Consider the following 19,794-nt stretch of genomic DNA (forward strand, 5'->3'; position numbering starts at 1 on the left):
CCCTGTCCGTCCCGGCGACGAAAGGTTCAGCGGGAGAGGAGGGCGTCGGCGAACTCGAGGAACCAGGTGCGGGCGACTGCGGGTGTGAGGGTCGCGACGCCCTGTGCGCGCTGGGTGGCGAGGCCGTCAGAATACGCGGCGAGCTTGAGAGCGGCGGCATCCGGATCGACATCGCGGAACGTGCCGTCGGCCGCGCCGCGCGCGATCACCCTGGCCACGCAGCGCTCCCAGTGGCGGATGCGCGCGCCGTATGCGTCGTTCATGCCCGGTCGCTGCGAGATCGCGGCCCAGTAGTCCGTCCAGATGCGCCAATGCGCCTCGACCGCGTCGCCCTCGGCGAACAGCGGCTCGAGCAGAATTCCCAGCGCGCGCCCGGCATCCGGTTCCGCGTCGGCGGCGGAGACGACCTGCTCGTAGAAGCGCTCCGACTCTGCGATCACGACCGCCCCGAGGATGTCGTCGACGCTGTCGAAGTGGTACGTCACCGTGCCCATCGACACGTCGGCCGCTGAGGCGATGTCGCGCAGCGAGGTCGAGCCGAGGCCCCGCCGCACGATCACGGCGCGCGCCGCCGCGACGATCTGCTCCCGCCTGGCCGCGGGGCTCATCCGGCGCCGCGGAGGCTTCGCCCCGTCGCTCATGCCGACGTGCGCGGGATCGTGTTCGCCTTCGTGCACTCGAAGATCTTCTCGCGCACACCGTCGCGCTCCGCGAAGGCGGTCACGGCGTTTTCGAGATGGAAGCTCTCGGCGTCGCATCGGATGATCGAGCGCGTCTCGATGTCGGCAGCCCAACCGTCGTTCGACAGTCGCAGCGACCACCGCGACTCCGTCTCGGGGGAGTCCGGATGCCCCTCCCTGATGCGGTAGATCTCCCGCGCGCTCTCAAGGAAGTCGAGGCCGTCGGGGTAGTGACGGGTGCCGCCGTAGTTCGGGTCGATGTCGAGCACGGTCTCACCGGTGGCGATGTCGCTCGTGACTACGCGCGGCGGGCGCGGCGCGGCAGCGCCATCCGGAGCCGTGATCTCGATCGGACGGACGTGCTCGGCCGGGCCGAACGACACCGGGCGTCGGGCGTCCGCCACGAGCGGCAGAGTCACCGTGCTCGCAGCGAGATCGACGTCGAGCGAGCCGTCGACGCCGTGCGGCCAGATCCACGGCCAGTAGTGGTTGCTGATCGCGATCCGGACGGTGTGGCCGGGCTCGAAGCGGTAGCCGGAGGCGACGAGGTCGAACGTCACATCGACGTCCTCGCCCGGCGCCAGCGGCGTCGAGCGGTCGCGGCCTGCTCTCTTGAGCAGGTTCAGCACCCCGCGGGTGACCAGCGTCGACGACCCGTCGGGGGCGACGTCGCACAGACGCACGATCACATTGCCGCGATCATGCGTCGACCGCAGCCGCAGCTGCACCTCCGCGCGCCCGAGCAGTTCGAACGGCTCGTCGACGGGGACATCGATGCAGGTCGAACGGCCGTCCTCCGCGCGCTGATCCGGCGGCAGATCTCCGACGTTGCCGAACGGGAAGAAGCGCCCGGCGTCCTGCCCGGTGTTCCACGGCGAGTCGACGATCGCGCGGCCGGCGCCCAGCGGCACCTCGTGTCTGTGCGTCTCGCCCGGCCAGTCGACGCCGACCCAGCGGCCCGGCTGCTCGTCGACGTAGGTGGCTGGTGCGACCGGGTCGTTCACCCATGCGCGCAGGTCGGGGTCGTGCTCGACGCCGGTGTCGACACCTTTCAGCCAGCGGTCCCACCAGCGCAGCGTCTCTCCGAGGAAATCGATGCCGGGACCCGGCGCCAGCCCGCGGTCGGGGTACTGGTGCGACCATGGCCCGATGATGCCCTTGGTCGGCACCTCGAGGTTCTCGAGCAGGCGCAGCACCGTGTCACGGTACGGATCGGACCAGCCGCCCACCGCCAGCACGGCGGCGCGGAAGCCGTCGTAGTCCTCGCAGGCGCTGCCGTGGCGCCAGTAGTCGTCGCGCTCCTGGTGCGCCAGCCACGTCTCCGCCAGCGGATGCTGGTGCGTGAGACGCTCGCGCCACTGCTCGGCCCATCCGGATCCGACGATCTCCGGCCGCGGCGGGCGGGAGGCGAAGGCGAGCATCGTGCCGGCCCACGCGGCCATATCGATCGCCAGCACGGCGCCGCCCATGTAGTGCACGTCGTTGTCGTAGCGGTCGTCGGTCGAGCACACCGTCACGATCGCCTTCAGCGATTCCGGCCCGCGGGCTGCGAGCTGCAGCGAGTTGAACCCGCCCCACGAGATGCCGAACATGCCGACGTCCCCCGAGCACCACGGCTGTGCCGCGAGCCACTCGATCACCGCGATCCCGTCGTCGAGCTCCGCCGCGGAGTACTCGTCGTCGAAGAGCCCCTCACTCGAGCCGGAGCCGCGCACATCGACACGGATCGACGCGTAGCCGTTCGCGGCGTAGTACGGATGGCGCTCGCTGTCGCGCACGCTCGTCCAGTCGTCCAGCCGGTACGGCAGATACTCCAGAATCGCCGGCACCGGATGCTGCTCGGCGTCCCGCGGCAGCCAGACCCTCGCGTGCAGACGCACGCCGTCGGGCATCGGGATCCACACGTCGCGCGTGTCGACCTGGTCCTGGTCGATGTCGATCAGCTTCATACCTGGAGCAGGGCTCCCTCGTCGTCGCGCACGAACCGGCCGCCGCCTAGAGCGACCATTCGTGCTTCCGGATCGACGCGCGCGCGTCGGTCGTCCGCGTCGGCATCCGGCAGGTCGGTGTGGCCGGGCTCGACGACGGCGTCGAGCAGCGACCGGGTGTACGGGTGGCGCGGGTCGGCGAACAGCTCGGCCGAGGGCGCGGCCTCGACGATGCATCCGCCGTTCATCACCACGATCCGATCGGCGACGTTGCGCACCACGGCGAGGTCGTGGCTGATGAACAGGCACGACAGGTCGTGCTCGTCGCGCAGCGCGGCCAGCAGGTCGAGCACATCGGCCTGCACCGACACGTCCAGGGCGGTCGTGATCTCGTCGGCGATCAGCAGCGTCGGGTCGGCCGCGAGCGCGCGGGCGATGCCGACGCGCTGGCGCTGACCGCCCGACAGCTGTGCGGGGATCCGGTCGGCGAACTCCGGCCCGAGCCCCACCTCGGTCAGCAGCGCCTCGACGCGTTCACGACGGGCGACACGGCCGCGCACGCGCGAGAACACCGCCAGCGGGCGGGCGATCGCGTCGCCCACGGTGCGGCGCGGGTTCAGTGCGAGATCGGCGTTCTGGAAGATCAGCTGCACCGACCTGCGCACGTCGACGGGCCGTTTCCCCACCGGCTTCAGCAGGTCGTGCCGTGATCCGTCGGAATCGGTCAGCTGCGCGCTGCCGGAGAGCACGGGTGCGAGCCCGGCGAACGCTGTGGCGACCGTCGATTTCCCGCTGCCGGATTCCCCGACGATCGCGATGGTCTCGCCGCGGTGGATGTCGAGGCCGAAGTCGCGCACTGCGCGCGTCGACGCGCCCGGATACCGGATGTCGATTCCCTCGCATCTCAGGACGGCTTCATCTGCGCGCGCTCGGACGTCCGGCGCCGCTGCGCCCTCGATGCGCGGCGCCGCGTCGAGCAGCTTCCGCGTGTACTGCTCGACTGGCCGTTCGAGCACATCGAGCACCCGGCCGCGCTCGACCTCGCGGCCGGTGCGCAGCACGAGCACGTCGTCGGCGACCGCCGAGACGACGCCGAGGTCGTGGCTGACGATCAGCACCGCCATGCCGAGCTCCGCGCGCAGATCGTTCACGAGCGCGAGCACAGCGGCCTGGGTGATCACGTCGAGCGCGGTGGTCGGCTCGTCGAGCACGAGGATCTTCGGGTTCGTGGCGACCGCCATCGCGATGCCGACGCGTTGCTGCTGGCCGCCGGAGAGCTCGTGCGGGTAGCGGCGGCCGATCGTCTCGGGGGACGGGAGGCGCACGAGTCGGAGAAGCGACACGATGCGCTCGTCGCCGGACGGCAGGTCGTGCACGCGCAGCGCCTCGCGGATCTGCTCGCCGACGCGGATCGTCGGGGTGAGGGCGTGCCCGGCGTTCTGCGCGACCAGGGCGACCCGCTCGCCGCGCAGACGCCGCAGCGCCTCGGGTGCGAGCGAGAAGACGTCGTCGTCGAAGACGGTGACGGAGCCGGAGTCGATGCGCGAACCGTCGCGCAGGTGCCCGAGCAGGGTGCGCGCTGCGGTCGACTTGCCGCTCCCCGACTCTCCGACGAGGCCGAGCGTGCGGCCTTCGGCGAGGGTGAACGACAGGTCGTCCACTACGGTGACGCGCTGGTCGCCGGTGCGGTAGGAGATGGTGAGGTCGCGCACTTCTGCGACGGTGGCGGCGGTCATGCGGGCACTCCTCTCCTCGCGCGGTCGACTCCGAAGTGCTTGCCGAGCCCGTCTGCGGCGAGGTTGAGCCCGACCACCAGAATCGACAGCGCGACGATGGGCGCGAGGGTTCCTGCGGGCGCCACGGTCAGCGCGGCGCGGTTCTCCTGGATCATGAGCCCCCAGTCGGGCGTCGGCGGGTTCACGCCGAAGCCGAGGAATGACAGCGTCGAGACGAGCAGCACGACCCACGATGCGCGCATCGCGAACTCGACGAGGATCGTGTCGAGGATGTTCGGCAGCACCTCGCGTGCGATGATCGGCAGCGAGCGTTCGCCTCGGGCCTTCGCCGCCGTGACGTAGCCGGTCGAGAGCACGGGGAAGGTCGCTCCGCGCACGACGCGCGCCACGGCGGGAATGTACACGACGGCGACGGCGAGCACGAGCACCCAGAGGCTGTTGCCGAACACGCTCACGATGAGCAGCATCGCCAGCACGGCGGGCACGGCGAGGATCGCGTCGAGCACGCGGGTGACGCCGATGTCGACCCAGCGCCCGTAGTAGGCGGAGACCGTGCCGATGAGGGTTCCGACGACGACGGCGACGAGAGTCGCCAGCAGCGCCACGAGCAGTGCGAACCGGCCGCCTTCCAGCGTGCGTGAAAGCACGTCGCGGCCGTACTGGTCGGTGCCGAGCAGGTGCTGCCAACTGGCGCCTGCGAGCGCATTCGGCGAATCCGTGGCGATCGGGTCGTACGGCGACAGCCATGGCGCGACCACAGCGATGACGACGGTGAGTGCGACGAGCACCAGTCCGATGCGGGTGCCTGCGGTGAGATCGCGGAGCCGGATCATGCGGCGGCCTCCTTCGTCGGGCGGGCGGCTCGTCGGTGCAGCGTGCGCTGGCGCGGGTCGATCCACAGCGCGGCGAGATCGGCGGCGAGGTTGACCACGACGTACACGACGGCGCTGACGACGGCGATCGCCTGCAGCATCGGCAGGTCGCGCGTCGAGACCGACTCGATCATCAGCTTGCCGAGCCCCGGGTAGTTGAACACCGACTCGACCACCACGACGCCGCCGAGCAGCCACGCCACGTTGATCGAGATCACGGGCAGCACGGGCAGCAGCGCGCTGGGGGCGACGTGGCGCCACAGCACGGTGCGCCGCGGCACGCCCTTCAGCTCCGCCGTCACGGCGTACTCCGTGGCGAGACCGTCGATCGTCGAGGAGCGCATGGCCCGGATGATGTACGCGGCCATCGCGATGATGAGCGTCACGGCGGGCAGGATGATCGACGGCAGCAGATCGGTGAACGCCGCATCCGGCCCCTGCAGCACGACGGCGGGGAAGATCGGCAGCACGATCGCCAGCAGCAGGATGAGCAGGGTCGCGATGACGAACTCCGGAATGCTCATCAGCACGAGCGACAGCACCGATACCGACGAATCGGTCGCCGTGCCGCGGCGGTGCGCGGCGATCACGCCGAGGGCGACCGCGATGCCGATGCCGAAGATGATGGCGGGGACGGCGATCATCAGCGTGTGGGAGAAGGCGTTCCAGATCTCGCCGGAGACGGGCCCGCCCGAGACGAGCGACGTGCCGAAGTCACCGGTGACGGCTCCGGCGATCCAATCGCCGAAGCGGAGCCACACGTTCTGGTCGAGGCCGAGCTGTGCGCGCAGCGTCTCGACGGCCTCCGGCGTGGCGTTCTGCCCGAGCAGCTGCTGGGCGACATCACCCGGCAGCGCCTGCACGGCGAAGAAGACGAAGAACGCCGCGAGGAACAGGGTGACCAGGCCGGTCACGAGGCGCGTTGCGATGAGGCGGAACATGGCCGGTCAGCCCTCCTTCAGTCCGATGGACATGTAGTCGAACTCGAAGCCGTACTCGTCGTAGCCGACGACGTTCTCGCCGAGCCCGACGAGACGGTCGCCGAACACGGGCGTCATGTCGGCGCCGTCGGCGACGATGAGCCGCTGCGCGTCCTGGTACTTCTGCAAGCGGGTCGCGTCGTTCATGTCGGCGCGCGCCTCGTCGAGCAGACGGTCGAAGTCGGGGTTGGACCACGCCGACTCGTTGTAGCCGGAGCCGGAGCGGAAGATCTGGTTCAGCAGCTGGTCGATCGGGCGCCCCGTGAACCAGTAGCTGACCATGAGCGGCTCGGCCATCCAGACCTGCGTGTAGTAGGAGTCGGCCGCGACGTTGGTGATGTCGAGGTCGATTCCCGCCTGCTTCACCTGAGAGGCGTAGGCGGTCGCGATCGCGGTGAAGTTCGGCTCGTACGCCGAGGTGTGGATCTTCGTGGAGAATCCTTCTCTGCCGATCTTGGCCAGGATGCTCTTCGCCTTCTCAGGGTCGTACTCGCGCTGTTCGTCGACGAAGGCTGCCAGCTGGGGAGGCACGGGGTTGTCCCATCCCGGCGTGCCCGTGCCCTGCAGAGCGGTGCCGAGGATGGCGCGCGGGTCGTAGGCGAGCTTCATCGCCTGGCGCATCTGCGGATCGGCGAACTCGTCGCTGGTGTGCAGCATCGGGATCGTGTACCACTGCGCGTTCTCGACGCGGGAGACGGTGACGCCGGGAGAGCCGGAGACGACGCGTGCGGTGGGGTTGTCGAGGTTCGTCTGCGAGAGCAGGTCGACCTGGCGTGCGAGCAGAGCGTTCACCCTGGCCGAGGTGTCCTGGATCGAGAAGAACTCGATGCGGTCGAGGGCGGCGCGCCCGTCGAAGTACGCCTCGTTCGCACGGATGGCGCCCTGTCCGGCAGGAGTGAAGCTCTCCAGCACGAACGGACCGGTGCCGATGCCTGTGCGGCCGATGTCGGCAGCCGAGTCCTCGGGGATCACATAGCACTGGTAGGCGGTCAGCAGCGAGGGGAACTCCGCGTTGGGGGAGCTCAGCCGGAACCGGACGGTGGTGGTGTCGACGGCTTCGATGCGCTCGATCTGCTCGAGGGGCCCTGCCTGCGGCGACGCCGTCTCCGGATCGAGGATGTGCTGGAACGTGTATCGCACGTCGCGGGAGGTGAGCGTGCGGCCGTCGTGGAACGTCACGCCGCTGCGCAGGCGGAAGTCCCACATCGTTGCATCGGCGTTCGCCGACCAGTCGGTCGCCAGATCCGGAACGGTCTCACCGGCGCGGTCGAGCTTCACGACCCGGTTGTAGATCGCCCCGAGGTACTCGTAGGCCGACAGCGAGCTGGCCGGGTCCAGAGTCTCGGCGGCCGATGCGGCGGGGCGGGCGATGCGCATGGTGGCTCCCGGCTTCGTCTTGCCGGTCGCCGCGCTGTCCGCGAGGTGGAGGGGTGGCGCCCCGCACGCGGCGAGGCTGAGGGTTGCGGAGGCTCCGAGGAGTCCTCCGAGGAGGTGTCGACGGTTGAGAGTCACAGGTATCTTCCAGACGCTAATCGTTCAGTTGCACGATACAGCGATCTGTCAGGAACCCAAATCGGCGGTCGGCCGCGAATGACCCATGTGAATCGCCGCTTTCCCTGTCATGCGTAGGGATCATCCGGGGTCCGACACGCCGCCCGAACGGTTCGCGTCAGTGGCGCGGAGAAACCTATGCATGCGAATAGAACGATGTCATCCGGGCTGAAGTGCGTCTCGCGAGATGCGCACTTCTTCGACAGAACTGCGGTCAGAGGTGCGCACCTCGGCAGCTGCGCGGGGGACGGGAAAGGCCCCGTGCGCGGGGCGCACGGGGCCGAGGAACCGGATGGTCCGCGTCTCCCGAGGCGCGGACCATCCGGGAACGGGTCAGCCGAAGCGGCCGGAGACGTAGTCCTCCGTTGCCTGCACGGACGGGGTGGTGAAGATCTTCGGGGTCTCGTCGAACTCGATCAGCTTGCCGGGCTTGCCGGTGCCCGCGATGTTGAAGAACGCCGTCTTGTCGCTGACACGGCTGGCCTGCTGCATGTTGTGCGTCACGATCACGACCGTGTAGTCGTTCTTCAGCTCCGCGATCAGCTCCTCGATCGCGAACGTCGAGATCGGGTCGAGCGCCGAGCACGGTTCGTCCATCAGGATGACCTCGGGCGAGACTGCGATCGCGCGTGCGATGCACAGACGCTGCTGCTGCCCGCCTGACAGGCCGGAGCCGGGCTTCTCGAGCCGGTCCTTGACCTCGTTCCACAGGTTGGCGCCGCGCAGCGACCTCTCGACGAGATCGTCCTGATCGCTCTTCGACATCCTGGAGTTGTTCAGCTTCACACCGGCCAGCACGTTGTCGCGGATCGACATCGTCGGGAACGGGTTGGGGCGCTGGAACACCATGCCCACCTGTCGGCGCACCAGCACGGGGTCGACACCGGGATCGTAGAGGTTCTTGCCGTTCAGCAGCACTTCACCCGCGACGCGGGCGCCCGGGATCACTTCGTGCATCCGGTTCAGGGTGCGCAGGAAGGTGGACTTGCCGCAGCCGGACGGACCGATGAAGGCCGTGACGCTGCGCGGCTGGATGTCGATCGAGACGCCCTCGACGGCGAGGAAGTCGCCGTAGTAGACGTTCAGATCGTTGACTTCGATGCTCTTGGACAACGTGATTCCTTCTTATCGGGACTTGGGCGCGAAGATCTTCGCGATCAGGCGGGCGACGAGGTTGAGAACCATCACGATCAGGATGAGCGCGAGCGCCGCGCCCCACGCGTTCGCCACGGCCGCGTCCGGCGTCGTTCCCTGGTTCATGTACGAGTTGTAGGCGAACACCGGCAGCGTCATCATCTGGCCGTCGAACAGGTTCGTGTTCATCCCCATCGTCATGCCGGCGGTGAGCAGCAGCGGGGCCGTCTCACCGATGACGCGCGCGATGGCGAGCATGATGCTCGTGACGATGCCTGCGATGGAGGTGGGCAGCACGATCTTGACGATCGTGAGCCACTTCGGCACGCCGAGGGCATAGGAGGCCTCGCGCAGCTCGTTCGGCACGATGCGCAGCAGCTCCTCGCTGCCGCGCACCACGACGGGGATCATCAGCACGCTGAGCGCGAGAGAGCCCATGAAGCCCATGGATATGCCAGGGCCGATCAGCAGTGCGAACACCGAATAGATGAACAGACCCGCGACGATCGAGGGAATGCCGGTCATGACGTCGACGAAGAACGTGATCGCCTTCGCGATCCTGCCGCCGTTGCCGTACTCGACGAGATAGATCGACGTCATCAGCCCGATCGGCACGGAGATGAGCGTGGCCATCAGCGTGATCAGCACGGTGCCCCACATCGCGTGCACGATGCCGCCGCCCTCGCCGACGACGTTGCGCATCGAGTAGGTGAAGAACTCCCCGTCGAACCGGAGGATGCCGTTGCTGACGACGGTCCACAGCAGCGACAGCAGGGGCAGCAGCGCTAGGACGAACGCCGTGCTGACCAGACCAGTCATCAGACGGTCCATCGCGTGGCGCCGACTCTCGGCGGCGAGTGAGACGGTCACGATCAGCACGATGTACAGCAGCATCGCGACGATGACGGCGCCGGCGACGTTGAAGCCCGCCAGCCCGTCCCCGCCGATTGCGACGATGCCGAAGACAGCGAGCGAGACGACGAAGGCGACGCCGACGAGGCCCCACGGAGCCCAGCCGGGCAGACGGTTCGCGGTCAGCGAGACGGAGGCGCTCGAGGGTGCGGCCGTTGTGGTCACGGTGGTCATGTCAGTTCGCTCCCGAGAACTCGGCGCGGCGGCTGACGATCCAGCGCGCCAGCGCGTTGACGGCGAAGGTCACGATGAACAGGATGAGGCCGGTCGCGATAAGGGCGTTGACGCCCTCGCCATGGGCCTCAGGGAAGGCCAGGGCGATGTTGGCGGGGATCGTGGTGGGGTTGACGGAGGTGAGCACCTCGAAGGAGACGACGCCCGTCACGGAGAGCACCATGGTCACGGCCATCGTCTCGCCGAGCGCGCGGCCGAGGCCGAGCATCGCTCCGGAGACCATGCCTCCGCGTGCGAACGGGAGAACGGCCATCCGGATCATCTCCCAGCGGGTGGCGCCGAGAGCGAGTGCGGCCTCCTCGTGCAGGCGCGGCGCCTGCAGGAACACCTCGCGGCAGATCGCGGTCATCACGGGCAGGATCATCACCGCGAGCACGAGCGACGCCGTGAGGATCGTGCGGCCCGTCGGCGAGACCACGCCGCCGAACAGCGGAATCCAGCCGAGGTATTCGTTCAGCCACGCGAATCCGGGCTGCAGCAGCGGGGCGAAGACGAGGCCGCCCCACAGGCCGAACACCACAGAGGGCACGGCGGCCAGCAGATCGATGATGTAGCCGAGCACCGCGGCGAGGGCGCGCGGTGCATAGTGCGAGATGAACAGCGCGATGCCGATTGCGATCGGCGTGGCGATGATGAGCGCCAGGAAGGACGACCAGATCGTGCCGAACACGAACGGGCCGACGTAGGACCAGAACGACTGGCCTTCGAGGATGTGGTTGCCGCTCGTGTCCGGCTTGAACGCCGGGATCGACTGCACGACGAGGAAGACGGCGACGGCGGCGAGGACGAGCAGGATGATCCAGCCGGCGCCGAGCGCCGTACCGGAGAAGATTAGGTCTCCCGGGCGCTTCTTCGCCCTGATCGCTCCCGGCTGAGCCTGGGATTCGGACTCGGGCGACGGCTTCTCGGCGTCGGCCGTTTTCTCAGACGCGCTCATTGGCTCCTGGTCCTCGGATTGCAGTGGTTTCGACTCGGGAATCGTGGCGGTGCCCCCGTCGTCTCTCACGCGTCGTGCGCGTCAGAGAGCGACGGGGGCACCGGCGACCGATCAGACGATCAGCCGACCTGGATGGTGTCGATCGCGCCGAGCACCTGCTCGCGCAGCGAGTCGGAGATCGGTGCGTTGCCCGCGTTCTCGGCGGCGGCGTCCTGACCCTCAGCGCTTGCCATGTACTCGAAGTAGCCCTTCACCAGAGCGGCGACGTTCTCGTCTTCGTACTGCTCGCAGGCGATAGCGTAGCTGACCAGGGCGATCGGGTATGCACCACCGGTGGCGCTTGCGGGGTCGATGTCGAAGACGAGGTCGCCCTCGCCGCGGCCCTCGACGAGCGGCGAGTTCTCGACGAGCGCGGCGGCCGCGTCCGAGGAGTACTCGACGTACTCGCCGTCGACGCCGACGTGCACCTGGCCGGAGCCGTCGGGGATCTGCGACGCGTCGAGATAGCCGATCGTGCCCACACCGCTGCCGAGCACCTGCGCGACGCCCGAGGTCTGCTGGGCGGCCTCACCGCTGTCGAGCGGCCACTCACCGGAGATCTCGAAGTCCCAGATGTCGGGGGCGGTTGCCTGCAGGTAGGTCACGAACGTCTCGGTGGTGCCCGAGTCGTCGGCGCGGTGCACCGGGGTGATGTCGAGGTCGGGCAGGTCGGCGTCGGGGTTCGTCTCGGCGATGGCGTCGTCGGACCAGTTGCTGATCTCACCGGCGAAGATGCCGGCGATCGTCTCGGCATCGAGGTTCAGAGTATCGATGCCCTCGAGGTTGAACGCCACGGCGACGGGCGAGATGTACATCGGCACCTCGACGATGTCGTCGGTCGAGCACGCGCCGAAGCCGCCTGCCGCAACCTCCTCGTCGTCGTATGCGCGGTCAGAGCCGATGAAGTTGCTGGCGCCGGCGAGGAAGTTCTCGCGGCCCGTGCCGGAGCCGGTCGACTCGTAGTTGACGGTGACGCCGGAGTTTGCGGTCTGGAAGCCGGCGACCCAGGCCTCCTGAGCGGCCACCTGCGAGGAGGCGCCGCTGGCGTTGATCGTGCCTTCGAGGGCCGTGCCGTCCTCGTTGCCGTTCGCGGCGTCGCCGGATCCGCCTTCGTTGGCCGCACAGGCGGTGAGTGCGAGAGCGGCAGCGGCACCGAGCACCGCGACGCTGGTGAAACGGGTGATCTTCACTGTGTTTCCGTTCAGTCATGTGTTCAGGGATGACCCCGCAGAACTCCGGGGCACGCACTGACGCTAGGCGGATGCGTTAACGAGAGTGCGCTCCTCGGGTGAACGGAAGGTGAACGGGGAGCGAAGGGCGCGCATATCCACCTCGGCAGGGGGTCCGATGTCACGATGACCATGCTGTCGCACAGCAGTCGCGCGGATCCGGATGGGGCTTGGGCGTCAGACGAGAGGCGAATGGGCCTCGACGGCGACGATGCTCCGCTCCGGTTCGTGCTTGCTGATGTGGGCCACGGTGAACGACCCGGTCGACATCGCTGAGCGCGTGTCCATCCGCGAGGCGCGGCGCGCACCCGTCTCGAGCCAGAGCTGCTCGAGGATTCCCGGGAGCACGGGCCCGTGGCTGCACAGCACGGCGCCCTTGCCAGCGGCGAGGCGCTCGGAGACGACGCTGCGCACATCGTCGAGCCCGTCCTCCCACGCATCCTGGCTGATGGCATCGGTTTCGGTGATGGGCCGCCCGAGTGCCTTCGACAGCGGACGCACGGTCTGCAGGCACCTCGTGGCGGTGCTCGATACCACCTTGCGCACGCCGAACGCACGCAGTTCGCCGGCGAGCGCCTTGGCCTGGTCCCTGCCCTTCGGGAGGAGCGGACGGAGGTGGTCGGCCCTCGGCCAGTCCTTGCGCGACATCGCCGCGCCGTGCCGCAGGGCGACGACAGGGAACGTTGCGCGGGCGCCGTTCTCGAACTGTGTCAGGAACTGCTCGAGGATGTCGACGTCGAACTCGTAGGTGAGCCGCTTCAGCGCCTTCTCGGCCGTCAACCACTCGATTGCCGAGACCTCCCGGTTGGGAGAGAATGTGCTCTCGCGGACGGCGCGATCCTTCGCGCGCATCGCCCAGTAGTGCACGACCTTGTCGCGCCCGTTCGGCAGGGCATAGCGCGTGTCGCCGATCGGCGGGCCGAGCGGCGCGGCGATCCCCGTCTCCTCCCGCACCTCTCGTGCGGCGGCCTCTGCGAGGATCTCGCCCGCCTTGACCTTGCCCTTCGGAAAACTGATGTCGTCGTGGGCGGTGCGATGCACGACGAGGACGCGCAACCTTCCGCCCGTGACGCGCCAGAGGACGCCGCCCGCAGCATAAACCGTGCTCGTACTCACCGTGCCATTATTCATCGCGGTGAGCGCGAGCGGCGGCGACCCGCGACGATCTCCATAGTCCGATCCTGCACATCGACGATCGGGCTGCCGTCTGCGTCGAGATGATGACGGGTCCACACGGCGTCCGCACCGAGCCGCCACGTCGCCGAGGAATCGTCCATAGCCATCGCGAACAGGTCGAGCAGCTCCCTGATGTGGCGCTCCTCCTTCACGCGCACCAGCGCCTCCACGCGGCGATCGAGGTTGCGGTGCATCATATCGGCGCTGCCGAGGAAAACCTCGGGACTGCCATCGTTCTCGAAGGCGAAGATGCGCGAGTGCTCGAGGTAGCGACCGAGCACGCTGCGCACCCGGATGTTGTCGCTGACGCCGGGAAGGTCGACACGCAGGCTGCAGATGCCCCGCACCCACACATCGACCTGCACACCGGCCTGGCTGGCTCGGTACAGCGCGTCGATGATCTGCTCGTCGACCATCGAGTTGACCTTGATCCGCACCGCGGCCGGCTTGCCCTCACCGGCGTGCTTCGTCTCGCGCTCGATCAGCTTGACCAGGCCCTTGCGCAGGTGCAGCGGTGCCACCAGCAGTCGTTTGAACTTCTTCTCGATCGCGTAGCCGCTGAGTTCGTTGAACAGACGGGTCAGGTCGAGCCCGACGGCCGGGTCGCAGGTGAACAGTCCGAAGTCCTCGTAGATCCGGCTGGTCTTCGGGTTGTAGTTGCCCGTGCCGACGTGGCTGTAGTGCCGCAGCTGGCCGCGCTCCTCTCGGACGACGAGGGCGAGCTTGCAGTGGGTCTTCAGCCCGACCAGGCCGTACACGACGTGCACGCCGGCCTTCTCGAGCTGACGCGCCCACTCGATGTTGTTGGCCTCGTCGAAGCGTGCCTTCACCTCTACGAGGGCGAGCACCTGCTTGCCGTTCTGGGCGGCCTCGATCAGCGCGGCGATGATCGGGCTGTCACCGCTGGTGCGGTACAGCGTCTGCTTGATCGCCAGCACATGCGGGTCTCGGGCCGCCTGTTCCAGGAAGGCCTGCACACTGGTGGCGAACGATTCGTACGGGTGGTGCACGAGCACGTCGCCGCCGCGGATGGCCTGGAAGATGTCGGCCTTCGCGTGCTTCGAGTCCGCGTCCTTCGGGCGCAGTTCGAGCGCCGTCACGGGAACGTGCTTGTGGTACTTCAGCTCCGGCCTGTCGAGTGAGGAGAAGTCGAACAAGGCGCGCAGATCGAGCGGTCCGCGCAGGCGGTAGACCTCCTGCTCGGAGATGTCGAGCTCGTCGAGCAGCAGGTCGAGGGTGACGTCGTCCATCTCCTCGGCGATCTCGAGCCGGATGGGCGGCCCGAAGCGCCGCCTGCGCAGCTCCTGCTCGAGCGCCTGGATCAGGTTCTCGGTCTCGTCCTCCTCGACGACCATGTCCTCGTTGCGTGTGAGGCGGAAGGCATGGTGCTCGAGCACGTCCATACCGGGGAAGAGGTCCGAGAGGTTCTCGGCGATGAGGTCCTCCAGCGGCAGCATCCGACCGCGGTTCGTCTCCTCTCCGCCCGGCACCGGCACCATCCGGGGCAGCATCGGGGGCACCTTGACGCGCGCGAACTCCTGGCGTCCGGTGCGGGCGTTCCGGATGCGCACGGCGAGGTTCAGCGACAGCCCGGAGATGTAGGGGAACGGGTGGGCGGGGTCGACCGCTAGCGGCATCAGCACGGGGAAGACCTGCACCTGGAAGTACTCGTACAGCTCCGCCTGCTCTTCGCCGGTGAGGTCGTGCCACGCGACGATCTCCACACCCTCGGCGGCCAGAGCGGGGCGCACCTGCTCGTGCCACACAGAGGCGTGACGCTCCTGCAGGGCGTGCGCCTCGGCGCCGATCGACTCGAGCACCTTTGCCGGTGCCGTGCCGATGTTGTTCGGCACCGCGAGGCCCGTCATGATGCGACGCTTCAGACCCGCTACGCGCACCATGAAGAACTCGTCGAGGTTGCTAGCGAAGATGCCGAGGAAATTGGTGCGCTCCAGCAGCGGTACGTTCGGGTCCTCGGCGAGCTCGAGCACGCGCTGGTTGAACGCCAGCCAGCTCAGCTCGCGGTCGACGTAGCGGTTGTCGGGCAGATCGACGTCGGCCGTCGGTACGAGCTCGTCGAAGTCGTCGTCCTCCGAGTCTCCCAGCCCGGTGTCAACGATCGATGCGTCCGTCATGGCTGCTCCTGCCAATCGAATCAGTGGGCTCCCTATCCTGGCACCCGCAGGTGGCCTTGTGGTTAACAGCCCGCGTGGCGGGCGTCATCCGGGAGTGTCCGGCGCGTGTCGCACCTCGGCTACGACACGTGCTGCTCCGCATGTTCGTCGACGACGTTGAATCGGTAGCCGACGTTGCGCACCGTGCCGATCAGCTGTTCGAGGTCGCCGAGCTTCGCGCGCAGGCGCCTGACGTGCACGTCGACGGTGCGGGTGCCCCCGAAGTAGTCGTAGCCCCAGACCTCGCTGAGCAGCTGCTCGCGCGTGAACACCCTGGAGGGATGCGTGGCGAGGAAGTGCAGCAGCTGGAACTCCTTGAACGTCAGGTCGAGCGGCTTTCCGCGCACCTTCGCCGAGTACGACGCCTCATCGATCGAGATCCCGGATGTCTGCACACGGCCGCCGTTGTCGTCCGGCGCGGGGCTGCGGCCGACGACCAGGCGCAGACGCGCGTCGATCTCCGCAGGCCCCGCCGTGTCGAGCACGACGTCGTCGACGCCCCAGTCCGGTCCGACGACGGCGAGCCCGCCCTCGGTCGCGACGAGCAGGACGGGTGCCACAGGGCCCGCCGTACCCAGCAGCTTGCACAGAGACTTGGCACCGGCGAGATCCGTTCGGGCATCGACGATGATCACGTCGGTCTCCGGCGCGTTCGCGAGGCTGCTCACCCCGGAGGGCAGCTGCCGTGTCTCGTGGGGAAGGAGTTCGAGTGCGGGGAGCACTGCTCCTTCTGAGGCGGAACTCAGAACCAGAAGCCGGGTCACGTGTGTCCTTCCGGGGGCGGTTGTTTGCCAGTTTAGAGTCAGGAGTGTTTCAGGAATGTGTCGTGGGGCAGAATGGGCATCATGACGTCGCCTGACCTCACCCCGCATTCGCCGCTGGCCGGCATGATTGCGACGTGGGCGTTCGGGGCCCTTGCGGCCGTCGCGGTCGGACTGCTGTCTCCGCTCGACGAGCGCTTCCTCTGGCTGGCGGTCGGTGCCGGCGCCTGCGTGTTCGTCGCGTTCGCCGTGAACCTCGCCTACGGTCGCGCAGAGGGTTTCATCGTGCGGACCGCCGCCGCCGCACTCGGCGCCCTGGTCGCGATGGGTGTGATCGCCTTCGTGTTCTTCATCGTCGGCATCACGGCGCTCGTCGCGTCGGTGTAGGGTTGCGGCATGGACCTTTTCGCGCTCGAGATGTTCTTCATCGGCCTGCTGGGGCTGGCGAGCTTGGCGATCGCGTTCGTATCGGGCGCCGTCATCGTGAACCTGTTCCGCGGTCAGAAGTAGTCGCCGCCCGCGCCGGAAGCACTGCTTCATCCGGCGCTTCTGTCTGCGCACGCGGAGAACGAGGTCGCGCCGATAGGTCGCCTGACTCGGTTCAGAGCCGCCCCCTCGGTGCAGCCTCTACGCTGGAGAGATCATGATTGAGATCCCGAGCGACCTCCCCGCCGAAATCGTTCCCCTCTCCTGGCTGATAGGAGTGTGGGAGGGAACCGGCGTGATCGACTACACCGCGGGTGACGCCCATTATGAGGGCGAGTTCGCCCAGCGGGTGAGCTTCAGCCACGACGGCGGCCCGTACCTGAACTACGCGGCGACCGCCACGACCACGACCGCACTCGGCGTGACGCAGTCGCTCGCGGCCGAGACCGGGTTCTGGCGTCTCTCCATCGTGCAGGAGCAGGCAGACCCCGGCCCCGCCCTGCTGCCCGCGGCGGCGACGCGCGCTCCCCGCACGGCGGAGGACATCGAGGCGCTGCGCAACAAGGACGACGCCTTCGACATCGAAGCGTCGATCGTGCGCTCCGATGGCGTCAGCGAGCTGTACATCGGTCAGGTCGCCGGTCCCCGCATCGACCTGGCCACCGACGCCGTGGTGCGCACGCAGGGTGCGAAGAACTACGCGGCGGCGACTCGAATGTACGGGCTCGTCGATCAGCACCTGCTGTGGGCGTGGGACATCGCCGCACTGGGTCGGAGCCTCGCGTCGCACGCCTCGGCGCGCCTGGCGAAGGTGCAGTGATGGCCGAGCATCTCGAGGGAGCGAACGGCAGCGCCGGAGGAGACCGGCATGACACGGCCGGGGACGGACCGGCGCCGTCGTTCGGCGCGGAGATGTCCGGAGCCGTCATCGACGACGGCGTCGTGCTGCACTTCGGCGACCCGGTGCGCGAGCAGCGCGCGCTGGCGGCCGGTCGCGCTGCCGCGCCCCTCGCCGACCGTGCGGTCATCGCGGTGCGGGGCGAGGACAGACTGACCTGGCTCGACTCGATCACGTCGCAGAGCGTGAGCACTCTGGCCGCGGGGGAGAGCACCGAGCTGCTCGTGCTCACGCCGCAGGGACACATCGAGCACGCGGCTGCCGTGCTCGAGGACGGCGAGACGACGTGGCTGATCACCGACGCCGCCGATGCGCCGGGGCTGGCCAAGTGGTTGACGATGATGCGCTTCCGCTCGCGCGTCGAGGTCGCGGAGCGCACCGATCTCGTCGTGGTCGGCTTCGTCCCGGACGGGACGGCCGCCGAGGCGATCGTTCCCCTTGCGCAGGGCCGGGTGTGGCGCGACCCGTGGGCGGGTGTGTCGGCCGGGGGCTGGCAGTACGCGCAGACGGATGAGCATCCTGGCGCGGATCGGGCGTGGTGCGAAGCGATTCTCGATCGGAACGAGGCATCGGCGAGTGACGTGTTCGCCGGAGCCGAGCCAGCGGGCACCGCGGCGAGCGAGGCGCTGCGCATCGCCGCATGGCGCCCTCGCTGGGCGGGTGAGGTCGACGAGAAGGCCATCCCGCACGAGGCTGACTGGCTGCGCAGTGCGGTGCATCTGAACAAGGGGTGCTACCGCGGGCAGGAGACGGTCGCGAAGGTGCACAACCTGGGCCACCCTCCGCGCCGCATGGTGATGCTGCACCTCGACGGTTCGGAGAGCACGCTTCCGGTCAGGGGCGCGCCCGTGTTCGACGGTGACCGCGAGGCCGGGCGCATCACCTCCGTCGCCCGCCACCATGAGCTCGGGCCGATCGCGCTGGCGATCGTGTCGCGCCGCACCGCAGCCGACGCGGTTCTCGTCGTCGACGCCGACGGCACCCGCGTCGCGGCGTCACAGGAGGTCATCGTCCCGGCAGACGCCGGCGCCACGGCCGAGATCCCGCGCATCACCCGCCTCTCCCGCCGCCCCCTCGCCGAGTAGCACGAACCCACGCACCACACACCACCTCGCGAGCTGCCTGGGATTTGTCGAGGTGGTGCGATTCGGCCGCAGTTTCGGACCGTCACGAGGCATCTCGCGAGCCGGATCGCAGGCAGAAAGGCCCCGGATGCCGCAGTGGCCGCCGACGTGCAGGCGCGGCTCGCAGGCTCGGTAGGCTGGGGGCATGACGCACACGCTGATCCTGCTCCGCCACGGGCAGAGCGAATGGAACGAGAAGAACCTGTTCACCGGATGGGTCGACGTCCGCCTGACCGAGAAGGGGCAGGGCGAGGCCCGCCGCGGCGGTGAGCTCATGCGCGAGCTGGGCGTGCTGCCCGACGTGCTGCACACCTCGGTGCTTTCGCGAGCGATCCAGACGGCCGACATCGCGCTCGACGCGGCTGACCGCCTGTGGATCCCCGTGAAGCGCTCCTGGCGCCTGAACGAGCGCCACTACGGCGCGCTGCAGGGCAAGGACAAGGCGCAGACACTCGCCGAATTCGGCGAGGAGCAGTTCATGACGTGGCGTCGTTCGTTCGATGTGCCGCCGCCGGAGATCGCCGCAGACGACGAATTCGCGCAGACCGGCGACCCGCGCTACGTCGGGATCGACGGCGAACTGCCGGCGACGGAGTCGCTGAAGCTCGTCATCGACCGGATGCTGCCGTACTGGCGCAAAGAGATCGTCCCGGATCTGGAAGCGGGCAAGACTGTGCTCGTCACCGCTCACGGCAACTCGCTGCGCGCGCTCGTGAAGCACCTCGACGGCATCAGCGACGAGGAGATCGCAGGCCTGAACATCCCGACCGGCATCCCGCTGAAGTACGAGCTCGGCGACGACTTCATGCCCGTCGCCCCCGGCGAGTACCTCGACCCCGAGGCCGCAGAGGCCGGAGCCGCCGCCGTCGCCAACCAGGGCAAGTGATCAGGGCGTGAGCGCCCCTCTCGCTGCGTTGTCGTCGGTCGCCGGGCTGTCGGTCCGACTCCCTCCTGCGACTTGCGATAGGCACGCTCGCGACCTGATCCGCGTCCTGGTCTGATC

General features: G+C 68.5%; 17 protein-coding genes. 4 read left to right on the forward strand and 13 right to left on the reverse strand.

Annotation, left to right across the window (positions count from 1 at the left end):
* Positions 1 to 26 precede the first annotated feature (26 nt).
* The 13 genes from DZG09_RS07195 to DZG09_RS07255 all read right to left on the reverse strand — a co-directional run bounded on the left by DZG09_RS07195 (position 27) and on the right by DZG09_RS07255 (position 16,346).
* Positions 27 to 677 (reverse strand): TetR/AcrR family transcriptional regulator, encoded by a 651-nt coding sequence (locus tag DZG09_RS07195; RefSeq protein ID WP_205529085.1) that lies wholly within the window; start codon positions 675 to 677, stop codon positions 27 to 29.
* On the reverse strand, positions 638 to 2,629 hold the full coding sequence (locus tag DZG09_RS07200; protein ID WP_119696929.1) for a CocE/NonD family hydrolase: 1,992 nt from the start codon (positions 2,627 to 2,629) through the stop codon (positions 638 to 640). The genes DZG09_RS07195 and DZG09_RS07200 overlap by 40 nt, the downstream gene beginning before the upstream one ends.
* Positions 2,626 to 4,344, reverse strand: coding sequence for a dipeptide ABC transporter ATP-binding protein (locus tag DZG09_RS07205; protein WP_119696930.1), 1,719 nt, complete (start codon positions 4,342 to 4,344; stop codon positions 2,626 to 2,628). The genes DZG09_RS07200 and DZG09_RS07205 overlap by 4 nt, the downstream gene beginning before the upstream one ends.
* On the reverse strand, positions 4,341 to 5,177 hold the full coding sequence (locus DZG09_RS07210; protein WP_119696931.1) for an ABC transporter permease: 837 nt from the start codon (positions 5,175 to 5,177) through the stop codon (positions 4,341 to 4,343). Before DZG09_RS07210 ends, DZG09_RS07205 begins: the two co-directional genes overlap by 4 nt.
* Positions 5,174 to 6,157 (reverse strand): ABC transporter permease, encoded by a 984-nt coding sequence (locus DZG09_RS07215; RefSeq protein ID WP_119696932.1) that lies wholly within the window; start codon positions 6,155 to 6,157, stop codon positions 5,174 to 5,176. Before DZG09_RS07215 ends, DZG09_RS07210 begins: the two co-directional genes overlap by 4 nt.
* A gap of 6 nt (positions 6,158 to 6,163) precedes the next feature.
* Entirely contained in the window at positions 6,164 to 7,573 is a 1,410-nt protein-coding gene (locus tag DZG09_RS07220) for an ABC transporter substrate-binding protein (protein ID WP_205529086.1), read from the reverse strand.
* Between the two features lie 507 nt (positions 7,574 to 8,080).
* The gene (gene pstB, locus DZG09_RS07225; protein WP_119696934.1) at positions 8,081 to 8,860 is read right to left on the reverse strand and encodes a phosphate ABC transporter ATP-binding protein PstB; all 780 of its coding nucleotides are present in this window, start codon (positions 8,858 to 8,860) and stop codon (positions 8,081 to 8,083) included.
* 12 nt (positions 8,861 to 8,872) lie between these two features.
* The gene (pstA, locus tag DZG09_RS07230) at positions 8,873 to 9,967 is read right to left on the reverse strand and encodes a phosphate ABC transporter permease PstA (RefSeq protein WP_119696935.1); all 1,095 of its coding nucleotides are present in this window, start codon (positions 9,965 to 9,967) and stop codon (positions 8,873 to 8,875) included.
* A gap of 1 nt (position 9,968) precedes the next feature.
* Entirely contained in the window at positions 9,969 to 10,964 is a 996-nt protein-coding gene (gene pstC / locus DZG09_RS07235) for a phosphate ABC transporter permease subunit PstC (RefSeq protein WP_119696936.1), read from the reverse strand.
* Positions 10,965 to 11,083: 119 nt separating this feature from the next.
* Positions 11,084 to 12,193, reverse strand: a complete 1,110-nt coding sequence (locus DZG09_RS07240) for a phosphate ABC transporter substrate-binding protein PstS (protein ID WP_119696937.1) — start codon at positions 12,191 to 12,193, stop codon at positions 11,084 to 11,086.
* A 216-nt stretch (positions 12,194 to 12,409) separates the two neighbouring features.
* Positions 12,410 to 13,348: an NUDIX hydrolase gene (locus DZG09_RS07245; RefSeq protein WP_119696938.1), complete on the reverse strand. Its 939-nt coding sequence runs from the start codon at positions 13,346 to 13,348 to the stop codon at positions 12,410 to 12,412.
* A gap of 11 nt (positions 13,349 to 13,359) precedes the next feature.
* Complete coding sequence (locus DZG09_RS07250; protein WP_119696939.1) at positions 13,360 to 15,543, reverse strand: RNA degradosome polyphosphate kinase; 2,184 nt, start codon at positions 15,541 to 15,543, stop codon at positions 13,360 to 13,362.
* Positions 15,544 to 15,662: 119 nt separating this feature from the next.
* Entirely contained in the window at positions 15,663 to 16,346 is a 684-nt protein-coding gene (locus DZG09_RS07255) for a winged helix-turn-helix transcriptional regulator (RefSeq protein WP_119696940.1), read from the reverse strand.
* Positions 16,347 to 16,427: 81 nt separating this feature from the next.
* Here DZG09_RS07255 and DZG09_RS07260 point away from each other — a divergent pair, with 81 nt between their 5' ends.
* The 4 genes from DZG09_RS07260 to DZG09_RS07275 all read left to right on the forward strand — a co-directional run bounded on the left by DZG09_RS07260 (position 16,428) and on the right by DZG09_RS07275 (position 19,677).
* Complete coding sequence (locus DZG09_RS07260; protein WP_119697442.1) at positions 16,428 to 16,730, forward strand: hypothetical protein; 303 nt, start codon at positions 16,428 to 16,430, stop codon at positions 16,728 to 16,730.
* 256 nt (positions 16,731 to 16,986) lie between these two features.
* Positions 16,987 to 17,589, forward strand: a complete 603-nt coding sequence (locus DZG09_RS07265; protein ID WP_119696941.1) for a heme-binding beta-barrel domain-containing protein — start codon at positions 16,987 to 16,989, stop codon at positions 17,587 to 17,589.
* Positions 17,590 to 17,681: 92 nt separating this feature from the next.
* A complete protein-coding gene (gene ygfZ / locus DZG09_RS07270; RefSeq protein WP_240423866.1) occupies positions 17,682 to 18,752 on the forward strand; it encodes a CAF17-like 4Fe-4S cluster assembly/insertion protein YgfZ in 1,071 nt (356 codons plus the stop codon).
* A 184-nt stretch (positions 18,753 to 18,936) separates the two neighbouring features.
* Positions 18,937 to 19,677: a phosphoglyceromutase gene (locus DZG09_RS07275; RefSeq protein WP_119696943.1), complete on the forward strand. Its 741-nt coding sequence runs from the start codon at positions 18,937 to 18,939 to the stop codon at positions 19,675 to 19,677.
* The last annotated feature ends 117 nt before the right edge of the window (positions 19,678 to 19,794 follow it).

Source organism: Microbacterium halotolerans (assembly GCF_003569805.1).
In the GTDB taxonomy this organism is placed as follows: Bacteria; Actinomycetota; Actinomycetes; order Actinomycetales; family Microbacteriaceae; genus Microbacterium; species Microbacterium halotolerans.

Coding starts and splice junctions, on each gene's coding strand:
- DZG09_RS07200 (WP_119696929.1), bottom strand. CDS start 2,629: ATGAAGCTGATCGACATCGACCAGGACCAGGTCGACACGCGCGACGTG.
- DZG09_RS07205 (WP_119696930.1), bottom strand. CDS start 4,344: ATGACCGCCGCCACCGTCGCAGAAGTGCGCGACCTCACCATCTCCTAC.
- DZG09_RS07210 (WP_119696931.1), bottom strand. CDS start 5,177: ATGATCCGGCTCCGCGATCTCACCGCAGGCACCCGCATCGGACTGGTG.
- DZG09_RS07215 (WP_119696932.1), bottom strand. CDS start 6,157: ATGTTCCGCCTCATCGCAACGCGCCTCGTGACCGGCCTGGTCACCCTG.
- DZG09_RS07220 (WP_205529086.1), bottom strand. CDS start 7,573: ATGCGCATCGCCCGCCCCGCCGCATCGGCCGCCGAGACTCTGGACCCG.
- pstA (WP_119696935.1), bottom strand. CDS start 9,967: ATGACCACCGTGACCACAACGGCCGCACCCTCGAGCGCCTCCGTCTCG.
- pstC (WP_119696936.1), bottom strand. CDS start 10,964: ATGAGCGCGTCTGAGAAAACGGCCGACGCCGAGAAGCCGTCGCCCGAG.
- DZG09_RS07250 (WP_119696939.1), bottom strand. CDS start 15,543: ATGACGGACGCATCGATCGTTGACACCGGGCTGGGAGACTCGGAGGAC.
- DZG09_RS07260 (WP_119697442.1), top strand. CDS start 16,428: ATGACGTCGCCTGACCTCACCCCGCATTCGCCGCTGGCCGGCATGATT.
- DZG09_RS07265 (WP_119696941.1), top strand. CDS start 16,987: ATGATTGAGATCCCGAGCGACCTCCCCGCCGAAATCGTTCCCCTCTCC.
- ygfZ (WP_240423866.1), top strand. CDS start 17,682: ATGTCCGGAGCCGTCATCGACGACGGCGTCGTGCTGCACTTCGGCGAC.
- DZG09_RS07275 (WP_119696943.1), top strand. CDS start 18,937: ATGACGCACACGCTGATCCTGCTCCGCCACGGGCAGAGCGAATGGAAC.